This window comes from Ruegeria sp. HKCCD7303 (assembly GCF_013111185.1).
Lineage (GTDB): Bacteria > Pseudomonadota > Alphaproteobacteria > Rhodobacterales > Rhodobacteraceae > Ruegeria.
Window position 1 is genome coordinate 296690 of the sequence record NZ_WVRE01000003.1, and the last position, 19896, is coordinate 316585.

Here is a 19896-nt window from a genome sequence, read left to right on the forward strand (position 1 = left end):
TTATTGGGGTCAGGCGATGGCAACGTAGCACAAACGAGAACTCTAACTGACTCCTGCGCCAGTACTTCCCGAAAAGTACTGACCTCTCCGTGCACGCCCAAGAGCGTTTTGATGCCGTCGCCCGCGAACTCTACGAGCGGCCAAGAAAGACCTTGAGTTACTTCTCACCCGCAGAGACGTTCGAAGAGTGTGTTGCATCGATCGTTTGAATCGTACCGCAGAGCGGACGCCACCCAGTCGCACTTTAGCAAGGCTGCGATCCCACGCGGCTGCGTAACTCGAAAAGGCTCGTCGGCCATCCTTGTGCCAGTGACTGGAAGAGCGGGCTGCTGACGAGTCGTTACGGGGGCTGGCGGGTGTTCGCTAGTGCTGGCGGGTGGGGTCCGTAGCGGAAATTTGTAATGGCACTCTGTGTCCCAGTTCACAGAACCGCTCATTTATCCAGGTTAACGTAGCGTCACAAGAGGAGGTCGAAATGTTTCTTAAGGCTTTAAATACTAGGCACACTCGCACCGAACACGCTGTAACCATGATACACCCAGTTGTGCGTATCTTGCGTCATTGCAAGCAAATGCAACGCCAAGTGAACCGCTATTATTGAATTCGAGCGTGGGTAACCGTTTTTCGGAAGTCTGCGTAGGGTTCTGTGCGGTGCGAAAAGGTTTAATAATTGGTTATTTTGGATCCCAAGCGGCTAAGCCGATCCGCTAACGGCCGTTGCCGAGCGTTGATACATGCCTGAACGCAAGAGCCGCATCGGACGTTCGAGCAAAGCGCGGCGAAAGACTAATTTGAGCCCTTAACAGAAATGCTTGAGGGGTAGCGCGCCCAGGGTCTGCTGTGCAGATTAATTGCAGATAGGTAACTCCAATGGCGGCTGTTTGCGCAAGGATGCTCTCCAATTATTTATAATCGGTTGGAGGCTGCTTTTGGGCCAGAACTTTGGGGCGCCAATTGCTTGTAGGCAAACTGCGTTCCAATAAACTCCAGCTCGAGACAGTGATTTTCCTTTTTTTACCGCCTTGGCGACAGCGTTTATGTCTTTGGATTCTGGGTAGATGTAGAGCGTCGTCGGGTTCCCCTCAACAAGTGCCAAAATCTCTTTTGAGGCGGACTGAGACCAGGTTGTGCAACCATTGCTACGACCACCCGTATAGTTCACAAGTTTTCCGTAGGGGACATAGCCGTCGTTGTCTGCATGTGTGCTTCTAGGATTCTTGAATCTACATTGCCACTTAAGGAAGACAGCTGGATGGCCTCCGATGGCGCGCTCCCGAGCATTGCTCGTTTCTCCTTCCCCATCGAACAAAAGAAAAGTGCGGTAGAACGGCTGCGTTTTGCCGGAGTGACTGTAATAACCTTTGAACGACGTGCGGGTTTCAGCCGTCACATAGGCACCGCCGGCGGTAAGTTTAGATCCTTCTGCATTGCTGAAGTTCTTCGCGCATTGCCGACCATTCGAAAAATTGGCGTTCTTTAGTTTTCTGCCATTGCCATAGCCGGACGAAACCGCTCGGAAGGACTTTTGTGACTCGCAAATGACGTAAAACCGCTTGCCCGGATTGCCGTTTCTTGCAGTGCTGGGGCGGGTTGCATCCTTGGCAAGGTAGCAGGGGTTCTTTACTTCGCCTCGTCGTACTTTCTCGATGTAAAGCGCACGCGCCCTGTTCAGAACAATTGGTGCGATTTGCCCATCACCTGTTCCCACGTGTTTTTGTAACCACGCTGGGATATCTTGCGAAAATGCTTCGACGCGGTCCGGCAAGAAGCCTACCGAGATGGCAATTGCCGCGGCAGAGAGTGTGAGACGGAGTGAATTCTGTAGCAACGGGAGATCTCCTGCTAGAATGTCCTCAAGGTCAGCCTACCACAGTTCTTACGCCCGAGAATGCCGGCCAAGTGTGTGACGAAGCTTTCTGTTGCCTGAAATCCCGGTGTTCGTTTTGGGAGGCATTTTGAGCATCTTGGACAAAAAAGCTTTGATGTTGCTTTAGTAACTGGACATTCGGATATTTGCTTCCAAATGACTGCCATGATCACACGTCGAAAGCTCCTGTTGGTAACGACAACCGCAATTTGTGCGCCGTATATTGGACGGGGACAAACGGTGGCGCTGAATGATGCAATCAGCGATCTTCAGCAGTTGCATTCACTTCAAATTCAACGCGGAGACGACGTCATTTTTGCTCAGGCTCGACAGGGTGCAGGCCTGGATAAACCAGCGAATATAAAGTCTTGTTCGAAAAGCATTGTGGCTTTGTTGCTTGGGACGGCGATCGACCGGCAGGAAATCCCGTCTGTGAATGCCACCTTGCAGGAGGTCGCTCCGCAACTCTTGCCCGCCAATGCCACACCCGGTTCTGAGAGCATTACAATGGAAGATCTGGTGACACTGCGGGCAGGGCTCGAAAGAACCTCTGGCAGCAACTACGGAGAATGGGTCAACTCTCCCAACTGGATAGCGGATGCTTTGACACGACCCATGGTTGCAGAGCCAGGACAACAGATGCTCTATTCTACCGGATCGACCCATCTGCTTGGCGCAGCATTGACTGTGGCGACCGGCCTAAGTCTTTTGAGATTGACGCGTGAGAGGCTGGGTGCACCGCTTGGTATCGAGATACCTGCTTGGACGAAGGATCCACAGGGTTACTACTTGGGTGGGAATGAGATGGCGATTACGCCGAGGTCGATGTTGAAGATCGCGGTGTTGCTTCGGGACCGCGGGGCTTTTGCCAACAGGCAAATCATTCCTGAGCGTTGGGTCTTGGAATCGACCAAGCCACACGGCCGTTCGCCTTTCTCTGGATTGGATTACGGCTATGGCTGGTTTCTGTCCCCTTCAGGATATGAGTTGGCGCGTGGGTATGGGGGTCAAATCATAGCGGCCCCTCCTGATCGAAACCTTGCTGTCGCAATTACATCTGATCCTACGCATCCGGCGCGTTCTGGAGGGTATTTTGGAGAATTGGTCAGATTGTTGGATGGTCCGATCCTGAACGCCAATTAGATAAAGCACTTTTTGAAAACCCTAGAGTGCGCTGTAACGGTCAATGTCCGAAGCGGGCGCGTAAAGCATTCAAGTCGTCGAAATACCTTGATCCAGACTCATCTGGTTGAGGAAATTGACGCCGAATTTACTGGCCACGTCGACAACACAGTCATTCCCAGTTTGGATAGGGCTCGCCGGACTGTCTCCTCCAACTCGGGCTTGTTATTAAAAATTCTTTCCAGAAAACCTATTACCGAATGGCCCTTGCAGCCAATTTTGACCAAGGCTGTAAGAACTCAATGAATAGTCTGCTCAGCCCTGCAAAGTGGGCATCCGCCCCGATTATGCGAACGCCTGCATTGAACCCAATTCGGTCATTTTTCTACTCAGCACAATCGCAAGTGGCGGTTCAAAACGAAATTGAGCTTAATTGTTATTGTCAGGCAAGAGCAGCCTCGACTTAGAACCGTAGACCGAAGCCTATCGAAAAACCGGAAAATTCTTCGGCAACTATACCGTTTAACATTAAGCGTCCCGCTCGAACGGCCGGTAGGCCGGTCAAGCGAGTATCAATCTCAAGTCCGAAACCAGCCGTTGCTAGCCAATCGGTATCAAGAACGGTTGCGCTGTCACCGTGATACAGCACTACACCGGCATCCAGAACAAGTTGCGTTGGGAGTTCGAAAAGTCTGACGTTGTCCAGCGGATAGCGATGACGTGAGAACAAGGTTGTTTGATTGGAACTCGCACTTGCGTTCCCAGCCTGCGGCTCATTGATCGGGTTAAATTCCAAGAATGTTTGACGGAAGCGGTATTCCACTTGCCACGGCCCAAATTGCGCCTCTCGGAAAATGCCAAGTGAAGCGCCGATCCCGAATGCGTTTAAATTCCCATCGATCAGTTCGTTGGAGTTAGATCTCGGGCCCAGCAGTCGAAAGTCGGCAAAAATGGCATCTGCAGTCACTTGGCCAAGTGAGAGATGTCCGACCGGCCGAATCTTCCACTCGTTTATCAATGGAAACTCCCAGCCGACGCCAACCGTTGCTGCCACGCTCGACCAAGTTACATCCAACTCAGTGCCGGTAGCGATCCCCGGGAAGAAGATTACCGGGTTGTACTTTTGGTAGGCAACAAGACCCTCTAAATAAAGTCCGTTTTCAAATGGCTTGTATCCTCCTCGCAGCTGGGTCGAGCGTAGACTTTTGGTACCTCCGGAAGCATCAAGAAAAGAAAACGAGGATAAAGTCTCATTTGGGGTGGCGGCGATACTCAAGACAGACAAAGCCGCTTGTGCAGCGGCCTCGGAGGCATCAGGGTTTATACTTTGAGCAAAGGTTGGACTGGTCGTATTTGCAGCCGATAGTGCAGCGAAAGCAAGAATTCGTCTCAAGGTATTGGCTCATTTACCAGAAAAAAGAAGACCAAGCGATATCTCTTCATCTTAGCACTACAAGAACAAGAATACCGCGCCTTTTGCTGTAAATATTTTGTTGTTAGTCAATTTTGCCTGGTTTGTGACGCCTTGAGAAAACCCGTTCGAGTTCTTTCTGGGTTGATGGGTTGATCTCCCCGATTGATCGTTGCCGAAGCAAACGACAGCTTTGTCCGCAATTCAGTCGCAGCACAAATTTTGTCGAACGTCCGCAGATTCGTGTGAAACTGCAGTTGAAAATGCTTGTTTCTAGGTCTTGCCCCCAGAGTGCATTAAAATTGCTCCGTAAACGAACCGAGCCGCCACCGATCTAACCGCGAAGCTGCACGACCTTTGCCTCAGTCTGGGTCGCATAATCGGCCCACTACTGCATGAGGATGCGCCGCTTGGCTGTTCTCCGTCTCAAGCCGCTGACGCTAACGTTCCGAAATTGGATCTGCCCCCAGCGCTAGAACACCAGCCCAATACACACGTTGCTTTCTTGTGTCGGCCATAGATACCTCTGGGATGTCTGACATCAGCACCTGTAGGCCTGATTGAAGGATTTGCATAACGGAAGGTTTCTGGCTCATCTGAACCGTTAAGGAGTGAAGATGAGACGGAAAGCTGGAACAGACAAACCGACGCCTGAACGGGTCGTCAAGGACATTCGCCGCAAGACGCGCAAGCATCATTCTGCGGAGGAGAAGATCCGCATTGTGCTGGAGGGTTTGCGTGGCGAGGAGAGCATCGCTGACGCTCTGCCAATGGAACCGACGATGTTCTTCCTCAAGCCATTGCTGCCACCAGGGTACTCCGACCTACTGGATGCGCTTGCCCCAACAGAAGGCTTTTAGTCGCGAGGAAAAGTAGCCAGGTAGCCGTCATTTGTCTGTCTCAAACTTTTGTCGGGCTGGTTGGCGGCGTGTTTACTCGTTTCTATACAATCTGGAGTAGAAAAATGTTCAGATACAGTGGTTTACAAGTTTAATCAGTTCGTGAAAATATCAACGCAGTGCTTGCCACACATACCACGCAAATTTCATTTTTTATTGTTATAGTTCGATCGTTGCTCTGAAACCGATCATACCTGTCTGATCTAGACCGGATACCCAAGATCCTGGATTAACTTCCAAATGTCTCTGTTTGCCGCAGACAACTGATCAACAACCCCTTCGATCTCGCGCAGGGCTTTATCGTCTACTGTGTCTTCGCGGCCGAGTTTGATGTCGGTTTTGCGATCCGCGATGCGCATCAGGATGGTCTTTGGATTACCGCTTTCGGGGTCGAAGGAATAGATACAATGATTGTATTTGTTGCGGATGCCCGACAGCTTTGTCAGACGCTGCGTATGCGCAAGGATCGGGTCGCGGATTTGTGGCGGACGCCCCTCCATCTTGGCCAAGCGTTCGACCAAATCAATTCGGGCACGGGTGGTGTTCAGAGTTAGAAAGATGATGACGGAGACGTCTTTGGATGCCCCTGTTAGGCCAGCTATCAGATGGATCAACAGGCTTTCGGTGTTGGTCCACATATAGTTCAACCTACCAACCAATAAGATCAGGCGGTCGAACCGGGTTTCGAACGTGTCAGTCAAGGGCGGGCTGCTGCACCGCATGAGGTGCGACCTCGAAATAGAAATGAGCTGCTGCAGTTCGGTTGTTGACGCCAATCTTGCCGACGACATTGTGCATGTGCAGCTTAACCGTATGTTCGGTGATGCCCAGCTTGGCTGCGATCAGCTTGTTGCTTTTGCCTTGCGAGACCAATTGCAGCACCTGTTTCTCGCGGCGCGTCAGCTTGGCGTAGCGTGAATTCAGATCGGTACCATTTTGTGTGACTGGGGGCGAATGTACAGCTGCCGGTGTCGGGTTCTGGGGGGTAACTTGTACACAATCGGCCAGAAAGCTGGGCAAGTACAATTCTTCATGCATCAGCAGTCTGAGGATCGCGCGCCAGGCATCCGGTGCAACATTCATAGGTAGAAAACCGATCTCACCCAACCGGGCCCGATCCCACTGCTGAAACAGGCGACGCGCCAAACCTTCCTTACGATAGGCAAATGCAATACAGCCCGAGCCTGTACAATTGGTGTAGACGTCGGGACGCGACAGCAGATCTTCGATCATCATCTGGTCGACAACTATGATCTTGTTGCTGTTTTGCGCATTCGCGCTCATCGCTTCGAGGGATTCAAAGCGTTCGGCGCGGACGCCAAATTCGGTTTGAACGCTTCTGAGTGTTTGGTTGGAATAGAACAATTCTTTTCCGACAAAGACGATCGACAAATCTTCGGAATAATTGCCCTGAGTGGCAGTTTCATTCTGCAAAGACTTACTCATTATTGCCCCCTACAAAACAGGCGTAACTGGAATTTGATTCTTAAAAAATGGAACGAGTAAAAAACGTTAACTAATCAATAAATTATAGTCCTTTTATTATAACTCGAATCTTGAATGCCTACAACCTGATGGCGCAAGCCCACACTGGGATTCATAGAACTTTCGTTTAGGATTTTGCGGTCTCTTTTGTGTAACCGGCGGAAACAATTGTGTTTATTTTTTGTCAGTATCTCCGTCTAGAACTTTTGCCCCGGCTATGTGCTGGCTGAGATTGTTTTTGTAAAAAATACAATAAAAACAATAAAATAAACTTGTCAGAACTTTTCACTAGCTAGGCGCGAATCGGGGTCGCTGCAAACATGGGCGGGCTTCAATTTCAGAAGTGACTATCCCTGACGTGATCGCCCTCAGCGTATTTTTGCTTTGATTTGGAGGGTCACGTTTTCGGCTTGGCCGGGAAAGGAGGTGGCCCAGAGTAAGAAAACGAATACCGCATTCAGCGTCTTTTTCGCTGTGTGTGCTTTTTTGTTTCAACCGCGCCTGATACCGCTTTGTAGATGAATGGCGGTCTGGCGTTCCAGAAATGGGAATTTGTCATGAGACGTAATGTAAATAATACAAACGTAACGACCGTCGATGAAATTAACGTCGAAAATCTGGATGCACCGGTCAATGTTGAGATCCCTGTAGAAGAAGCCTTTGTCGAGGCCGATCTGACAGCGCAACAACAGCAGCAAGACCAGAATGTCGACAACTCGAATGATCAAGGTCAGGGTCAAGACCAAGGTCAAGGCCAGGATCAAGGTCAGGGACAAGACCAAGGCCAGGATCAGGGTCAGGACCAAGGCCAAGGTCAGGATCAGGGTCAGGGACAAGACCAGTCTCAGTCGCTGGATGCCGGTGACGACAGCAACGACAACTCCAACAACAACGCCATCAATATCGATTTTGGTGGTGGCGAGTGGATTCCGCGCGACGATGATCAAGTTGATCTGGATCTTGGGGATTCCGCGACAGTTGGCGATGTGATCACCGCAGGCCGTAATCTGAACTATGATCCCGGCGATGACATGAATCTGGACATCTCAATGGATGGTGCGGGCACCGCGATGTCATCAGTTAACAACCAGGTTGCCAGCCTGAGCGATGACGACACGCTGGAGTCAGCGAGCGTTGCGAACAATTCAGGTTTCTACCAGAACGGCGACGCCAATGGCGGCACAGCCACGGCTGCAGAAGGTATCCGGGCGAATGCAGATGGCGGAACATCGGGTGACGGTGGAACCACAGTAGGCGGTTCGGCAAACTCGTCAACGCTTGGCAGCCACGCGTGGGCCGCAGGTGGAGACACCGGCAGCGCCGATGCGGATTCGGCAGGCGGTGACGGTGGGTCTTCGGGTGACGCGTCCAACGCAAGTATGGGTATGGGTACATCCGATGCCAGCTCGACCGGCGATAGCTCGGGTGGCAATGGCGGAGATGCTGACGGCTCGGCCTCGTCGGACAACGACGGCAGCACAAGCGTAGACGGTGATGGAACCGGTGGCGCTGGTGGTAGCGCGGATTCGTTTGGTCTGGGTCTGGGTCTGGGTCTGTCCGGTGCAAGCTCTTCAGGTAACGCCGACGGTGGAGACAGCGATTCCGATTCCACCGGCACCGGTACCGGTACAGCGGATAACGCAACGGATGCGTCCGGAGCTGATGGTGGTGACGGCAGTGCTGCGACAGAAGGTTCAGCTTCGAACAGCAGCGACAGCGACACTGAAGCCAATGACGCCTCGGCAGGCGACAACACGGCGGATGGCACTGCAGACAGTGGTGCGGACAGTTCTGCTGATGGTGACGGCGGTGATGGCACAGGCGGTGACGGAACCGGCGGTGATGGCACTGGTGGTGACGGAACCGGTGGTGACGGAACCGGCGGTGATGGCGAAGGTGGCTTTGCCGCGATGCTTGAAGCTGCGATCATGGAGTTGCAGGAACAGCTGGGCATGATTGATGCCGAACCTGGCGAAGGCGGTGACGGAACCGGCGGCGACGGAACCGGAGGAGACGGCTCTGGTGGTGACGGAACGGCTGGCGATGGCTCGGGCGGCGATGGTTCGGGTGGCACTGCAGATGCAGATTCCGACGCCCAGGGTGTTGGCGATCAATCGGCAAGTGGTCCGGATATTGATCAAAGCCCAGGCGATGTGAACGGTTCAGCCAGCAATTCGCAAGCAACGGATGGCAGCGGCGGTGACGGCGGTTCAAATGCGGCTGACGGCGCGGCCGATGCGATGGGTTCCGGAACATCAGCTACAGATGGTGACGGCGGTGCAGGTGGCAGCACCACTCCGACGTCTACTTCCAGCGGCAACGGAGCTGGATCTGCCGATGCAGCCAATACTGCAGGCGGCGGCGGTGCAGCGGATGTCTTCGGAGACGCGGACACAAACGGTGCGGCGGACAGCTTGGCCGAAGCGATTGCCGGTTACGGTGGCGCGGGTAGTTCCGACAACGACTCGACCTCGACCGGATCCGGTGACGCAATGGGTTCGGCTGATTCAGGGAATGCTGGTGCCGGTGGCGCGTCTGCTGCAAACGGCGGAACCAGCGGAGCCTCGATGGGCAGCGCAACCTCGGGTGACACCATGGGTGGCACCATTACGGGCGGCAGCGCAGCCGGAGCCTATTCGGGTGACGGTGGCGCAGGCGGCTCGGGCGGCAACTGGGGCGCAAACAATGGTGGCGATGGCATCGTGACCGGCGAATCCTACGCCTCGGCTGCGGCGGTTGTCGACACCTCGGCCTTCAACCAGTCGATCGTCATGGGTGCCAATGTACTTGGCAACTCGGTTGATACGACCATGGTTGGCGGTTCGATGACGTCCTCGTACGCAAGCGACGACACCGACACCTAAGTCACAAAAGCGGGGCCCGCATTTCCGGGCCCTGTATGTCTTTTGAAACCTGCCGAGGCCGTTCATCGCGGCCTCGGCCCAACTGAACCCAAAGCGGAAATTTTGGCCGGTGCGGGTGTAAAGGAAAACCGACATGGCCCTTGACAGTATTTCCGAGACGATAGCGCATTTTGTTGGAACATTTGAGCTTACGATCGAACAGTCCCGGTTGCGGGATCAGTACGAGGAATTCACAGCGCTGAGGCGCAAAGCCGAAGTCGAAGGGCTGGACGATCCGGCCTCGATCCATATCAAGGCAGACTTGGATATTCCGGCAGGCGAGTACAAAGCTCTGCCCTACAGTTTTCAACCCTCTGAACCCGAAATGCCGCTGCCGGCTGCACCTCTTGGGCCGGTGTCAGAGGCGGTGATTGTTTTGGACGGTCCCGGAGAGCCTGTGCGTTATGTGCCGGAAAACGAAATAAGCGATACAGGCCCGTCTTCCTTTGTCCAACTGATCATTCTGCAACCGGAAACCGTGCCGCTGGGATCGGCCGTGACCGTTACCGTGCAGACGGTTTACATGCGCGACAATGACGTTGTGGGCGACGGAGATTTTCGAGACCCCGAAGCGCTAATGGTGCAGGGCGAGCAGATGCTAGACATGGCTCTGTCGCTTCACGCCATTGCCGCGCCATCATTTTCACTCGCGGACTACCAATCGACCGAAATGCTCGCGGCACTCGCCGATCAGATGGCGAACCCGATGATCTCGGACATTGAAGGCGTAACGGTGCATCAATTCCACGGCGACGATGCGATGGGTGTGATCGTCAACGGCGAATACGTCACGGACGCTCCGGAATGGAAAGATCTGCTTCCCGAATATCATCAGCCCGATGACACGGAAAACACGGCTGAACTGCCGTATCCTGAAGAATGGGATCAGTCAAAGGACCCGGAATTTGATGACGGGCACCTTGTTGTGACCGGTGGCAACGTTGCGATCAATGCAATGGCGGCCACTGTGGCTTGGGTGGATGCCCCAATCATCGCGGTCGGAGGGCTGGCGGTTAGCCTGACGGCCATTAGTCAGGTCGCAGTTGTTTCCGACTGGGATCAAGGTGAGCCGGGAACGGGCAGTGGCACAAACATCGTGCAGACCTCGCAAATCGAGGTCGAATCCAAAACGGCACCTTGGCTGGGTGCATCATCTGGCGCTGCGGCTGCGGCACCGATTGTTATCGTGGACCATGTTCAGGGTGATCTGGTCGTCGCGAATTTCATCAAGCAGGATATCGATGCCACGGATATCGACCAAATCGAGACCGAAATTTCTGCTTCGTCAACCATGTATGCGCTGGGCGACAACGAGATGTACAACGTCTCGGACCTTATTCAGCTGGGCAATTATTATGATGTGATCATCATCGACGGAAACATGATCTCTGTGGACGTTGTAAACCAGACACTCGTGTTGGTTGACGACGATGTCATTAGCGGCGGCATGGACCCGGCAATGGACGAAGACGAAGCGGGTGGCGACGAAAACCTCGTGATGAACGAAGCCTCTGTCAAAACGGTAGGGGATGACACCTATCAGGACATGTCCCAAGAAATGTCGGACACTATGGCGCTGGCTGATGACGACATAGCCGCGCTTGAGGATGCCTTGATGAATAATCCTGATTTCGCCGGGATGGAGCAAATACGCGTTCTCAAGATCGACGGCGATTTGGTGCAGGTCAATGTCGTGGAACAGACAACCGTGGTGCAGGATCAGGACGACATAGAGCTATCCGGCCCCGATGCATCCCAGACAGAAGTGGTTGCTGGCAGCAACGCCCTGTTGAACAGCGCAAGCGTGACCAAGATGGGTGTGGATTCGACAATCATGGCCGCAAACGGAGCGTACTCGGATCTGCTTCTGCATCAGGCCAGTCTGCTCGACATGCCCACCAATGAAGACATAACGGCAATGACCAATGAAGCCATCGCCGCAATCATGAGCGATATGAGTGTCGCGAAGCCTGATGCAGCGTTGGCTTTGACCGCTCCAACAACTGATACCACGACCAACGACGATGGCCTGCAAACCGTGCTGGCTTGATTTTTTCGTTTTTTACCGAGTGACCAGAAGGTTAGTAGATGTCGATCGTATTTACGTCGCACCGCCCGTACTTATCCAGCCCCTTGGACAGGCAGGGCGGAGGAAGGCCGCAAAGCCAAAATCTTGGTGAGAAGGTGAAAGCCACGCCCGCAGGGCCCAAAATTGCGCCGCGTCTGCATCTGACAAAGCAAATGCGCGTGTCGGACCCGAAAGCAAAACAGTCAGTGAAACCTGAGAAACTGAAGCAATCCGAAGATCACGACCACTCACGCGAACAACTGCGCGCTGATCCTCCCCATCAGTGTGCAAAGCCGCAACCCGCGCATGACAAAGACCCGACGGGTGGCGGCAATGGGGTGGCCGATGCTGATGGCCCTGGTCAGGTAACCGCCGAGGAAACGACTGCGCGCAAGACCCCCTCTGCGCGCGCGGCCGGCGAAAACCGCATGGGCACCACGATCGAGGCCAAGGCAAACCAACCTCTGCCGCAAAATCAGACTGGTGGCGGAGACGGCAAAGGGCCACCCCAAGCCTTTCACAAGCGCACCCCGCCCGAGGACTTTCAGCGCACCCTGCGGGTGTCGATCCGCGCGATCTGGCGCAACCTAGCTTTTGTGCTGGTTCTGACTTGCGCCACGAACATTTTGATCCTGGCGATCCCGATATACCTGTTTCAGATCAGTGACCGCGTTCTGACCAGCCGGTCTCTGGATACATTGATCATGCTGACCGCAATTGTTGCGGGCGCGGTGATCTTTCAGTCAGCCTTCGACGCGGTACGCCGTTTCATGCTGATGCGCACCGGGGTCGAAGTGGCAGCCCGTTTGGGCGCGCCGGTTCTCAGCGCGGCGGCCCATGCGTCGCTGCATGGCAACGGGCGCGAATACCAGACGTTAGGCGATTTGCAGCAACTACGTGGCTTTCTGGTTTCGGGCACTCTTATCTCGTTCCTGGACGTCCCCTTCGCGCCCTTGTTCATCCTGATGATTTTCCTGGTGCATCCGCAGTTGGGCATGATCGTTGTCGTAACCGCGCTGCTCTTGATGACGATTGCCCTGATCAACCAGAAAATGACGGCCAAACCCTTTGCCGAAGCCAACAAGGCGCAGTCGCTGGCGAACCAGCATCTGGATTCGATGTCACGCAACAGCCAGATCATCAACGCGCTGGCCATGATCCCCGAAGCTGTGCGGATCTGGGGCAGGGACACCGCTCAGTCTTTGACTTGGCAGGTGCGCGCTCAGGACCGCAACGTGATCTTCGCAGCGGTTTCACGCGCTGTCAGGCTGCTAACCCAAATCGGTATTCTGGGGTGGGGTGCCTATCTGGCGTTGCAAGGAGAGATCACCGGCGGGATGGTGATTGCCGCTTCGATCATTGCGGGGCGCGCCTTTGCGCCCATCGAAGGCTCGATCGAGGGTTGGAACAGCTATCTGCTGACACGCGGCGCATATGGGCGGATCAAGGCTTTGCTGTCGACCTCTGCCCTGCAATACGAAAAGCTGCGCCTGCCGCGTCCCGAAGGCCGCTTGGATGTTGAACGCTTGCTGTATGTGCCCGGTGGGACCAAACGGGTGGTTTTGAACGGGATCACATTCTCGCTGACACCCGGAGAAACGTTGGCCATTATCGGCAATTCCGGTGCGGGGAAGACGACGCTGGGGAAAACACTGGTCGGGTCTATCCTGCCCACTTCGGGCAGTGTGCGGCTGGACCTGATGGATATTCGCAACTGGGATCCGCGCCAGTTTGGGGAAAGCATCGGCTACCTTCCGCAGGATGTCCAACTGTTCCCCGGCACGATCAAGGACAACATTGGTCGGATGCGGGCAGATGCGACCGACGAACAGATCCACGATGCTGCCGTTTTAGCCGATGTTCACAACATGATCGCGACCCTGCCGCAAGGGTATGAGACGGTGGTGGCCGCAGATGGCGCGCCTTTGTCTGGTGGGCAAAAGCAACGTATAGCGCTGGCGCGGGCGTTCTTCGGCAACCCGAGAATGGTTGTGCTGGATGAGCCAAACTCGAACCTCGATGTTGCCGGTGACAAAGCGCTGGCCCGGGCGATTGAGCAGGCGCGCGAAAGCAAGATCACCGTAGTTGTCATCACGCAGAAACCGACGCTGTTGAACGTAGTCGACAAGATCATGTTGCTGACCGATGGGCGCGTGGCCTTGTTCGGTCAACGCGATCAGGTTCTGCAACAAATCAACGCGCCGCGCAAACAAACCCGAATTGAAGGCCAGCAGGGGGGCTGAGCATGAACGACCTCGTACCTGTGAAGAATTCTGCCGACGAACCTCAACTTTGGTATGCCGAGGTTCCGCGCTCGATCAACCGGCTGATTGCCATCGGACTGGTCATGCTGCTGGTGTGCTTTGGCGGTTTCGGGGTCTGGTCCTTCAGCGCCCCTCTGGCGGCTGCGGTGATTGCGCAGGGCAGTTTTGTTGCAACCGGTCGCAACAAGATCGTTCAACATCTCGAGGGCGGGATCATCGAAGAAATTAAAGTAGTCGAGGGGCAGTCGGTTCAGGCCGGGCAAGTGCTGATGACGTTGGACCAAACCTCGGCGCAGGCCAACGAGCGTGAACTGTTCATCCGCAAGATACGCCTGCAAGCCATGACCCAACGGTTGCTGGCGGAATATGGTGAACGCGAACGCCTTGTCTTTTCTACGGACCTTCTTGAAGCTTCCCAGGATGTCGAAGTCATGGCCATTCTGGACGGGCAAAGGCTCAGCTTTGATGTATCGCGCAAGACGCTTCTGAACGATGTCGCCTTGCTTGAGAGGAACATGGAGGCGCTGAAGATCCGGTCAAGTGGGTTTGAGGCTCAGCTGGACAGCATGGTGCGGCGCGCCGAGATTTTGCATGAGGAATATGAGGCCAAAAGCCAGCTTTACGAAAAAGGTCTCGTTCGCAAAGGAGAGCTCAACGCGATCCGACGCGTTCAGGCCGAAGCTGAAGGGCAACAAGCACGGTTGCAGGCTGAGGCAGCCGAGATCAACCAGATGCTACTGAAATACGAAGAACAGATCACGCGCACCCGATCTGCTTATCGCGAGGCTGCGCTGGATGAACTGGGCGTGATCGAGGCCGATCTGGAAAGTGTGCGCGAAAAGTCTCGTCAAGCGCGCAACGTTCTAGAGCGAGCCGTAGTTCGGGCCCCTGTGACCGGTACGGTGGTGCGATTGCACTATCACACGCCGGGTGGTGTTATTGAAACCGGCGAACCCATTGCCGAAATTTTGCCCGCCGATGCGCCCCTGATCATCGAGGCACAGATTCCCCGCACGGAAATCGACAGCGTAATAACCGGGCAGACTGCCTCGGTCCGTCTGATTGCTTTGAACCAACGCACGACTCCGGTGTTATATGGCGAGGTTTTCTATATTTCTGCTGACGCTTTGCCCGAACAGACCTCGGGCAGTCCGCAGGAAGTGTATCTGGCGCGCATTTCTCTGACACCGGATGAGTTGCAACGGGTCAGTGGCTTTATTCCTACGCCTGGGATGCCGGCCGAAATTATGATCCAGACCGAAGAACGAACTTTTGCCGCTTATATCGCCAAGCCCGTGTCAGACAGTATGTCACGCGCGTTTCGCGAGCATTAGGGTAGGGCTTTCAGGTCACCTCTACACCTTCCAAATTCCGCATGTTACCCTTTGCCGGTGAGGTGAAGGAGAAGATACATGCCGGTGACGGTCAAAGACATGATGGAGGCCGCTAATGCGGTGGTCGCGCGGATCGATACCGCGCAGGCAAAGACTATTCTTGAGCAGGGCGGGCTGCTGCTGGACATTCGAGACGCGGCAGAGCTGCAAGCCACGGGTCGCGCCGCAGGCGCGCACCATATCTCACGGGGAATGCTGGAATTCCGGGCTGATGACACGTTGCAATCCCATGACCCGGAACTGCGTAAAGATCGCCCTATCGTTCTATATTGCGCCTCGGGGGGCCGAGCGGCGTTGGCTGGCAAGCTGCTGAAAGACATGGGATATCGACAGGTCTACAACCTTGGCGGCTTGGCGGACTGGGTAAACGGGGGCGGTGAACTTGTGGGGGCTTGATACAAAACCGTTCTGCATCTGACACAAATCAAGGCAAAACACATTCGAATCGCATGATATATGGCCGGAAGTTACCTAAAGGAAATCCGGACATGTTTCGTCTTGCCGCAATGCTGTATTCACTGATTGCAACTGCCCTGTCGGGTTCGGCTGTGATCGCAGTTTTGACTGCTGGGATGGTTTCGGTCAGCGCAATTGTTGGGGCAGCAGCAGCAGGGGCCGTGATTGCCGCGCCCGCGTCTTGGATGGTAGCCAAGCGGCTGTATCAGGGCGCTTGATCAAGCATTCAGAAACGTTCTGACGGCCGCTTCGAACTCGCGCGGTTTCTCGGCGTGCAGCCAATGCCCAGCGCCTGGGATTTTGGCAAACCGTGCGCTGGGAAACAGCGCGCGGATTTTGTCGCGATGCTCTGGCAGGACGTAATCAGATGCACCACCGGACAGGAACAATGCAGGCCCGGTCCATGATGCAGTTAGCTCGGGAAAGCCCATGATATTAGGCATTTGGTCCGCCAATACATCCAGGTTCAGCAACCAACGTTTGCCATTGATGTCCAGGGATTGCGTAAAGAAGCTTTGCAACGCTTTTTCAACACCCTGTTCGGCCAGTTGTTGTTCTGCGTCCGAACGGCGTTCGATGCGTGAAAAATCAACCGCCTGCATGGCCTCGATGAACTGGATTTGACTGTGCGTGTATTTTACCGGCGCGATGTCGGCGACCACCAGTTTGTTCACCAAGGCCCCATGGTGCAGCGCTAGGGTCATCGCAGCTTTGCCACCCATGGAATGCCCAAGCACATCGGCCTTGCCGCCGATATGTGCGATCACTTCGGCGATGTCCTGCGCCAGGTGGGGATAGTCGTGTTGCGGGTTCCACATGCTGCGGGCGTGGTTGCGCATATCCACGGCCACAACTTGCCGTTCGTCCGATAGCCGTTTGGCTATCACACCCCAGTTGCGGGCAGAACCATACAGGCCATGTGCAATGATGAGTGGGGGAAGGGCGGTTGGTGCGCCATGTACAATCGTATTTAGCATAACCCGAGTGATACTCGCGCACATCGCGGACGACCACCCCCATTGTAGGTCTACGAACCAGCCGCTAGATTGCGCGGCAGGAGGCCACCCATGTCGCAAGACCCAGACATTCAGACCCGGATCGCCGATACCGTGGCCTTGTTGCGTGCCAAGCTGGGCGTGCGAGACAAAACCCTTGAGGCATCAATCCGAAAGGCCAAGCGGCGCTTACCGCGTCGTGTCTACAAACAGGCTATGGTGCTGGCCCGAGCCGAGGCGATGGCGGCACATCCGAAACTGAGGCAGGTTCTCGACACACCCAAGCTGATCCGGGCAGCAGATGTGGTGCAGGGGCATCTCAGCGCGATCAACCTGGCCGACCGCAGATGGGGGTGGTTTCTGGGGATGCTTGGTGGCTTGGCTTTTAACCTGCTGGCCCTGACGACACTGCTGCTGGTCTTTCTGTGGTGGCGCGGCTTGATCTGATCTTGGGTTTTAAGCTGCGTACTGTAGCCCAGCGGGAAGAAAAGACTTGAAAAGGCCCTCAAGTGAACCAGCGACGCGCACAGTAGTTCTGCGGATAATCACAAAAAAAACGGCGCCTCGGGGGCGCCGTTTTCTGATATGCTGAACTTCTTACAAGTTCGTATAGATCGGGAAGCGTGCGCAGAGTTCTGCGACTTCGGCTTTGACCTTTGCTTCGACGGCAGCGTTTCCGTCTTCGCCATTGGCGGCCAGGCCGTCGACCACTTCGATGATCCAGTCGGCGATCTGGCGGAACTCGGTCTCGCCAAAGCCGCGGGTGGTGCCGGCGGGTGAGCCCAGACGGATGCCCGATGTCACGGTCGGCTTTTCGGGGTCAAAAGGCACGCCGTTCTTGTTGCAGGTGATATGCGCCCGGCCCAGGGCTTTTTCGGTCGCGTTGCCCTTCACGCCTTTGGGACGCAGGTCGACCAGCACCACATGGGTGTCGGTGCCGTGGGTCACGGTGTCCAGACCGCCCTTGATCAGTTGATCCGACAGCGCCTGCGCGTTGGTGATGACCTGCTGGATATAGGTCTTGAACTCGGGGCGCAGCGCCTCGCCAAAGGCCACGGCCTTGGCCGCGATCACATGCATCAGCGGGCCGCCCTGAATGCCGGGGAAGATGGCCGAGTTCACTTTCTTGGCGATCGCCTCGTCATTGGTCAAGATCATGCCGCCGCGCGGGCCGCGCAGGGTCTTGTGCGTGGTCGTTGTGGCCACATGCGCGTGCGGGAAGGGGCTGGGATGCTCGCCTGCCGCGATCAGACCGGCGATATGGGCCATGTCCACGTGCAGATAGGCACCGACCATATCGGCGATCTCGCGCATGCGGGCAAAGTCGATGGTGCGCGGGATGGCCGAGCCGCCGGCGATGATCAGCTTGGGCTGGTGCTCTTTCGCCAGCGCCTCTATCTGGTCATAGTCGATCAGGTTGTCCTGCTTGCGCACGCCGTAATGCACCGCGTTGAACCACTTGCCCGATTGGTTCGGGGCCGCGCCGTGGGTCAGGTGGCCGCCCGCATCCAGGCTCATGCCTAAAATGGTGTCGCCGGGCTTGATCAGCGCCTGGAACACACCCTGGTTGGCCTGGCTGCCCGAGTTGGGCTGCACGTTGGCAAATTCACAGCCAAAGAGCTGCTTGGCGCGGTCGATGGCCAGGTTTTCGGCGATGTCGACGAACTGGCAACCGCCATAATAGCGCCGACCGGGATAGCCTTCGGCATATTTGTTGGTCATCACCGAACCCTGCGCTTCCATTACGGCGGCAGAGACGATGTTCTCGGAAGCAATCAACTCGATCTCGTCGCGCTGACGGCCCAGTTCCGACGTGATCGAGCCAAAAAGCTCAGGGTCGCGGTCAGACAGGGATTGGGTGAAAAATCCGGTGTCACGAAGATTGGCGTTCATGGGCGCTCCACATGGCTGGGTGAAATCTTGCGGATTTCCTATCGGAAACGTTGCTTCTCCAAAAGGCTTAAAGCGACGAATTTCTAAGCTGGCGCGTCAAGACTGGCCTATTGGGGAAAGGTATGTTTGTTTCGGAACCAAATGCGTAGGACCGGAAACCGTAAAATATGAAAAAGAGAATCGCCTTTCTTGCCAGTGAGGTCAAAGTGGCGCAGACGGCCCGGGATGCTCTGGTGGCTAAACACGGAAACGCTGCACCGCGCGACGCAGATGTTGTGGTTGCTCTCGGCGGGGATGGCTTCATGTTGCACACCCTGCACAACATGCAGCATCTCGACACACCGGTATACGGTATGAACCGGGGCACGATCGGCTTTTTGATGAACGAATACCACGAAGACGACCTGATCGCGCGTCTCGAGGATGCCGAAGAAGAGGTTATCAATCCGCTGGCGATGCGCGCAATGGATCAATCAGGCAAGTTGCACGAGGCGCTGGCCATCAACGAAGTGTCGCTGCTGCGGGCTGGCCCACAGGCTGCAAGGCTGAAGATCAGCGTTGACGGTCGCGTGCGGATGTCGGAACTGGTGTGCGATGGAGCCCTGCTGTCGACACCCGCCGGATCGACGGCCTACAACTATTCGGCACACGGGCCGATCCTGCCAATTGGTTCGGACGTTTTGGCGTTGACTGCGATTGCCGCGTTCCGTCCCCGCCGTTGGCGTGGCGCGCTGCTGCCCAAGATCGCAAAGGTTCGATTCGACGTTCTTGATGCCGAAAAGCGCCCGGTCATGGCGGATGCCGATTCCATTTCTTTCCCGGACATCGACTGGGTCGAGATCAGGTCGGAGCCGGCAATAGCCCACCGCATTCTATTTGATCCGGGCCACGGGCTCGAAGAACGCCTGATTTCTGAGCAATTCACATAAAAGCTGGCCGCCGTGCACTTTTTTTCGGTTTATGTGAACCAGTTCACATGGAATTGATTGCCGTTTTAGTAATCTCAACTTGCCTGGAGAACACGCCAAGGTGGGAGTGAGTGGCCACCTGAACGGCGTTTTCGAATGATTGTGCAAATTTTGCGCTGGCGAGGGTGGGTGGTGCTACGCTCGTCATCAGATTTCCGGGCTTATTTTAGC

At 55.3% G+C, this 19896-nt stretch carries 15 protein-coding genes and 2 pseudogenes; 11 read left to right on the forward strand and 6 right to left on the reverse strand.

Annotation, left to right across the window (positions count from 1 at the left end):
• Positions 1-17: 17 nt before the first annotated feature.
• Positions 18-209, forward strand: a pseudogene (locus tag GS630_RS11090) (transposase); the annotation flags it as partial.
• 638 nt (positions 210-847) lie between these two features.
• On the opposite strand, the gene GS630_RS11095 reads toward GS630_RS11090, so the two are convergent.
• Positions 848-1828 (reverse strand): hypothetical protein, encoded by a 981-nt coding sequence (locus GS630_RS11095; protein WP_171238214.1) that lies wholly within the window; start codon positions 1826-1828, stop codon positions 848-850.
• A 204-nt stretch (positions 1829-2032) separates the two neighbouring features.
• Between GS630_RS11095 and GS630_RS11100 the strand changes: the two genes are divergently transcribed.
• Positions 2033-3010 (forward strand): serine hydrolase, encoded by a 978-nt coding sequence (locus tag GS630_RS11100; protein WP_171712021.1) that lies wholly within the window; start codon positions 2033-2035, stop codon positions 3008-3010.
• A 442-nt stretch (positions 3011-3452) separates the two neighbouring features.
• On the opposite strand, the gene GS630_RS11105 is transcribed toward GS630_RS11100, so the two are convergent.
• Entirely contained in the window at positions 3453-4382 is a 930-nt protein-coding gene (locus GS630_RS11105; protein WP_171619718.1) for an autotransporter domain-containing protein, read from the reverse strand.
• Positions 4383-5017: 635 nt separating this feature from the next.
• On the opposite strand from GS630_RS11105, the pseudogene GS630_RS11110 reads away from it, so the two are divergent.
• Positions 5018-5161 (forward strand): annotated as a pseudogene (locus GS630_RS11110) (IS3 family transposase); the annotation flags it as partial.
• A gap of 341 nt (positions 5162-5502) precedes the next feature.
• Here GS630_RS11110 and GS630_RS11115 read toward each other — a convergent pair.
• Entirely contained in the window at positions 5503-6000 is a 498-nt protein-coding gene (locus tag GS630_RS11115; RefSeq protein ID WP_209509581.1) for a hypothetical protein, read from the reverse strand.
• Positions 5993-6745 carry a response regulator transcription factor gene (locus GS630_RS11120; protein WP_171177609.1) on the reverse strand — a complete coding sequence of 251 codons (753 nt, stop codon included), beginning with the start codon at positions 6743-6745 and terminating at the stop codon, positions 5993-5995. Before GS630_RS11120 ends, GS630_RS11115 begins: the two co-directional genes overlap by 8 nt.
• A 596-nt stretch (positions 6746-7341) precedes the next feature.
• Between GS630_RS11120 and GS630_RS11125 the strand changes: the two genes are divergently transcribed.
• The 6 genes from GS630_RS11125 to GS630_RS11150 all read left to right on the forward strand — a co-directional run bounded on the left by GS630_RS11125 (position 7342) and on the right by GS630_RS11150 (position 16087).
• Positions 7342-9648 (forward strand): hypothetical protein, encoded by a 2307-nt coding sequence (locus GS630_RS11125; RefSeq protein ID WP_171712022.1) that lies wholly within the window; start codon positions 7342-7344, stop codon positions 9646-9648.
• Between the two features lie 133 nt (positions 9649-9781).
• Complete coding sequence (locus GS630_RS11130) at positions 9782-11737, forward strand: type I secretion protein (protein WP_171712024.1); 1956 nt, start codon at positions 9782-9784, stop codon at positions 11735-11737.
• Positions 11738-12093: 356 nt separating this feature from the next.
• Complete coding sequence (locus GS630_RS11135) at positions 12094-13998, forward strand: type I secretion system permease/ATPase (RefSeq protein WP_371809088.1); 1905 nt, start codon at positions 12094-12096, stop codon at positions 13996-13998.
• A 2-nt stretch (positions 13999-14000) separates the two neighbouring features.
• On the forward strand, positions 14001-15353 hold the full coding sequence (locus GS630_RS11140; RefSeq protein WP_171238220.1) for an HlyD family type I secretion periplasmic adaptor subunit: 1353 nt from the start codon (positions 14001-14003) through the stop codon (positions 15351-15353).
• 78 nt (positions 15354-15431) lie between these two features.
• Positions 15432-15809, forward strand: coding sequence for a rhodanese-like domain-containing protein (locus GS630_RS11145; protein WP_171177600.1), 378 nt, complete (start codon positions 15432-15434; stop codon positions 15807-15809).
• 92 nt (positions 15810-15901) lie between these two features.
• On the forward strand, positions 15902-16087 hold the full coding sequence (locus tag GS630_RS11150) for a hypothetical protein (protein WP_171177598.1): 186 nt from the start codon (positions 15902-15904) through the stop codon (positions 16085-16087).
• Here GS630_RS11150 and GS630_RS11155 read toward each other — a convergent pair whose 3' ends face one another.
• Positions 16088-16846 carry an alpha/beta fold hydrolase gene (locus GS630_RS11155; RefSeq protein ID WP_171177596.1) on the reverse strand — a complete coding sequence of 253 codons (759 nt, stop codon included), beginning with the start codon at positions 16844-16846 and terminating at the stop codon, positions 16088-16090. It lies immediately after the preceding gene.
• Between the two features lie 90 nt (positions 16847-16936).
• Between GS630_RS11155 and GS630_RS11160 the strand changes: the two genes are divergently transcribed.
• Positions 16937-17311, forward strand: coding sequence for a hypothetical protein (locus GS630_RS11160; protein ID WP_171177594.1), 375 nt, complete (start codon positions 16937-16939; stop codon positions 17309-17311).
• Between the two features lie 150 nt (positions 17312-17461).
• On the opposite strand, the gene glyA is transcribed toward GS630_RS11160, so the two are convergent.
• Positions 17462-18757 carry a serine hydroxymethyltransferase gene (glyA, locus tag GS630_RS11165; protein WP_171619726.1) on the reverse strand — a complete coding sequence of 432 codons (1296 nt, stop codon included), beginning with the start codon at positions 18755-18757 and terminating at the stop codon, positions 17462-17464.
• 167 nt (positions 18758-18924) lie between these two features.
• Here glyA and GS630_RS11170 point away from each other — a divergent pair, with 167 nt between their 5' ends.
• Complete coding sequence (locus tag GS630_RS11170; protein ID WP_171236476.1) at positions 18925-19686, forward strand: NAD kinase; 762 nt, start codon at positions 18925-18927, stop codon at positions 19684-19686.
• Positions 19687-19896 lie beyond the last annotated feature (210 nt).

What these genes read in the sequence shown, in the direction of transcription:
- GS630_RS11100 (WP_171712021.1), top strand. Translation starts at nt 2,033, where the DNA reads ATGATCACACGTCGAAAGCTCCTGTTGGTAACGACAACCGCAATTTGT.
- GS630_RS11120 (WP_171177609.1), bottom strand. Translation starts at nt 6,745, where the DNA reads ATGAGTAAGTCTTTGCAGAATGAAACTGCCACTCAGGGCAATTATTCC.
- GS630_RS11125 (WP_171712022.1), top strand. Translation starts at nt 7,342, where the DNA reads ATGAGACGTAATGTAAATAATACAAACGTAACGACCGTCGATGAAATT.
- GS630_RS11130 (WP_171712024.1), top strand. Translation starts at nt 9,782, where the DNA reads ATGGCCCTTGACAGTATTTCCGAGACGATAGCGCATTTTGTTGGAACA.
- GS630_RS11140 (WP_171238220.1), top strand. Translation starts at nt 14,001, where the DNA reads ATGAACGACCTCGTACCTGTGAAGAATTCTGCCGACGAACCTCAACTT.
- GS630_RS11145 (WP_171177600.1), top strand. Translation starts at nt 15,432, where the DNA reads ATGCCGGTGACGGTCAAAGACATGATGGAGGCCGCTAATGCGGTGGTC.
- GS630_RS11150 (WP_171177598.1), top strand. Translation starts at nt 15,902, where the DNA reads ATGTTTCGTCTTGCCGCAATGCTGTATTCACTGATTGCAACTGCCCTG.
- GS630_RS11155 (WP_171177596.1), bottom strand. Translation starts at nt 16,846, where the DNA reads ATGCTAAATACGATTGTACATGGCGCACCAACCGCCCTTCCCCCACTC.
- GS630_RS11160 (WP_171177594.1), top strand. Translation starts at nt 16,937, where the DNA reads ATGTCGCAAGACCCAGACATTCAGACCCGGATCGCCGATACCGTGGCC.
- glyA (WP_171619726.1), bottom strand. Translation starts at nt 18,757, where the DNA reads ATGAACGCCAATCTTCGTGACACCGGATTTTTCACCCAATCCCTGTCT.
- GS630_RS11170 (WP_171236476.1), top strand. Translation starts at nt 18,925, where the DNA reads ATGAAAAAGAGAATCGCCTTTCTTGCCAGTGAGGTCAAAGTGGCGCAG.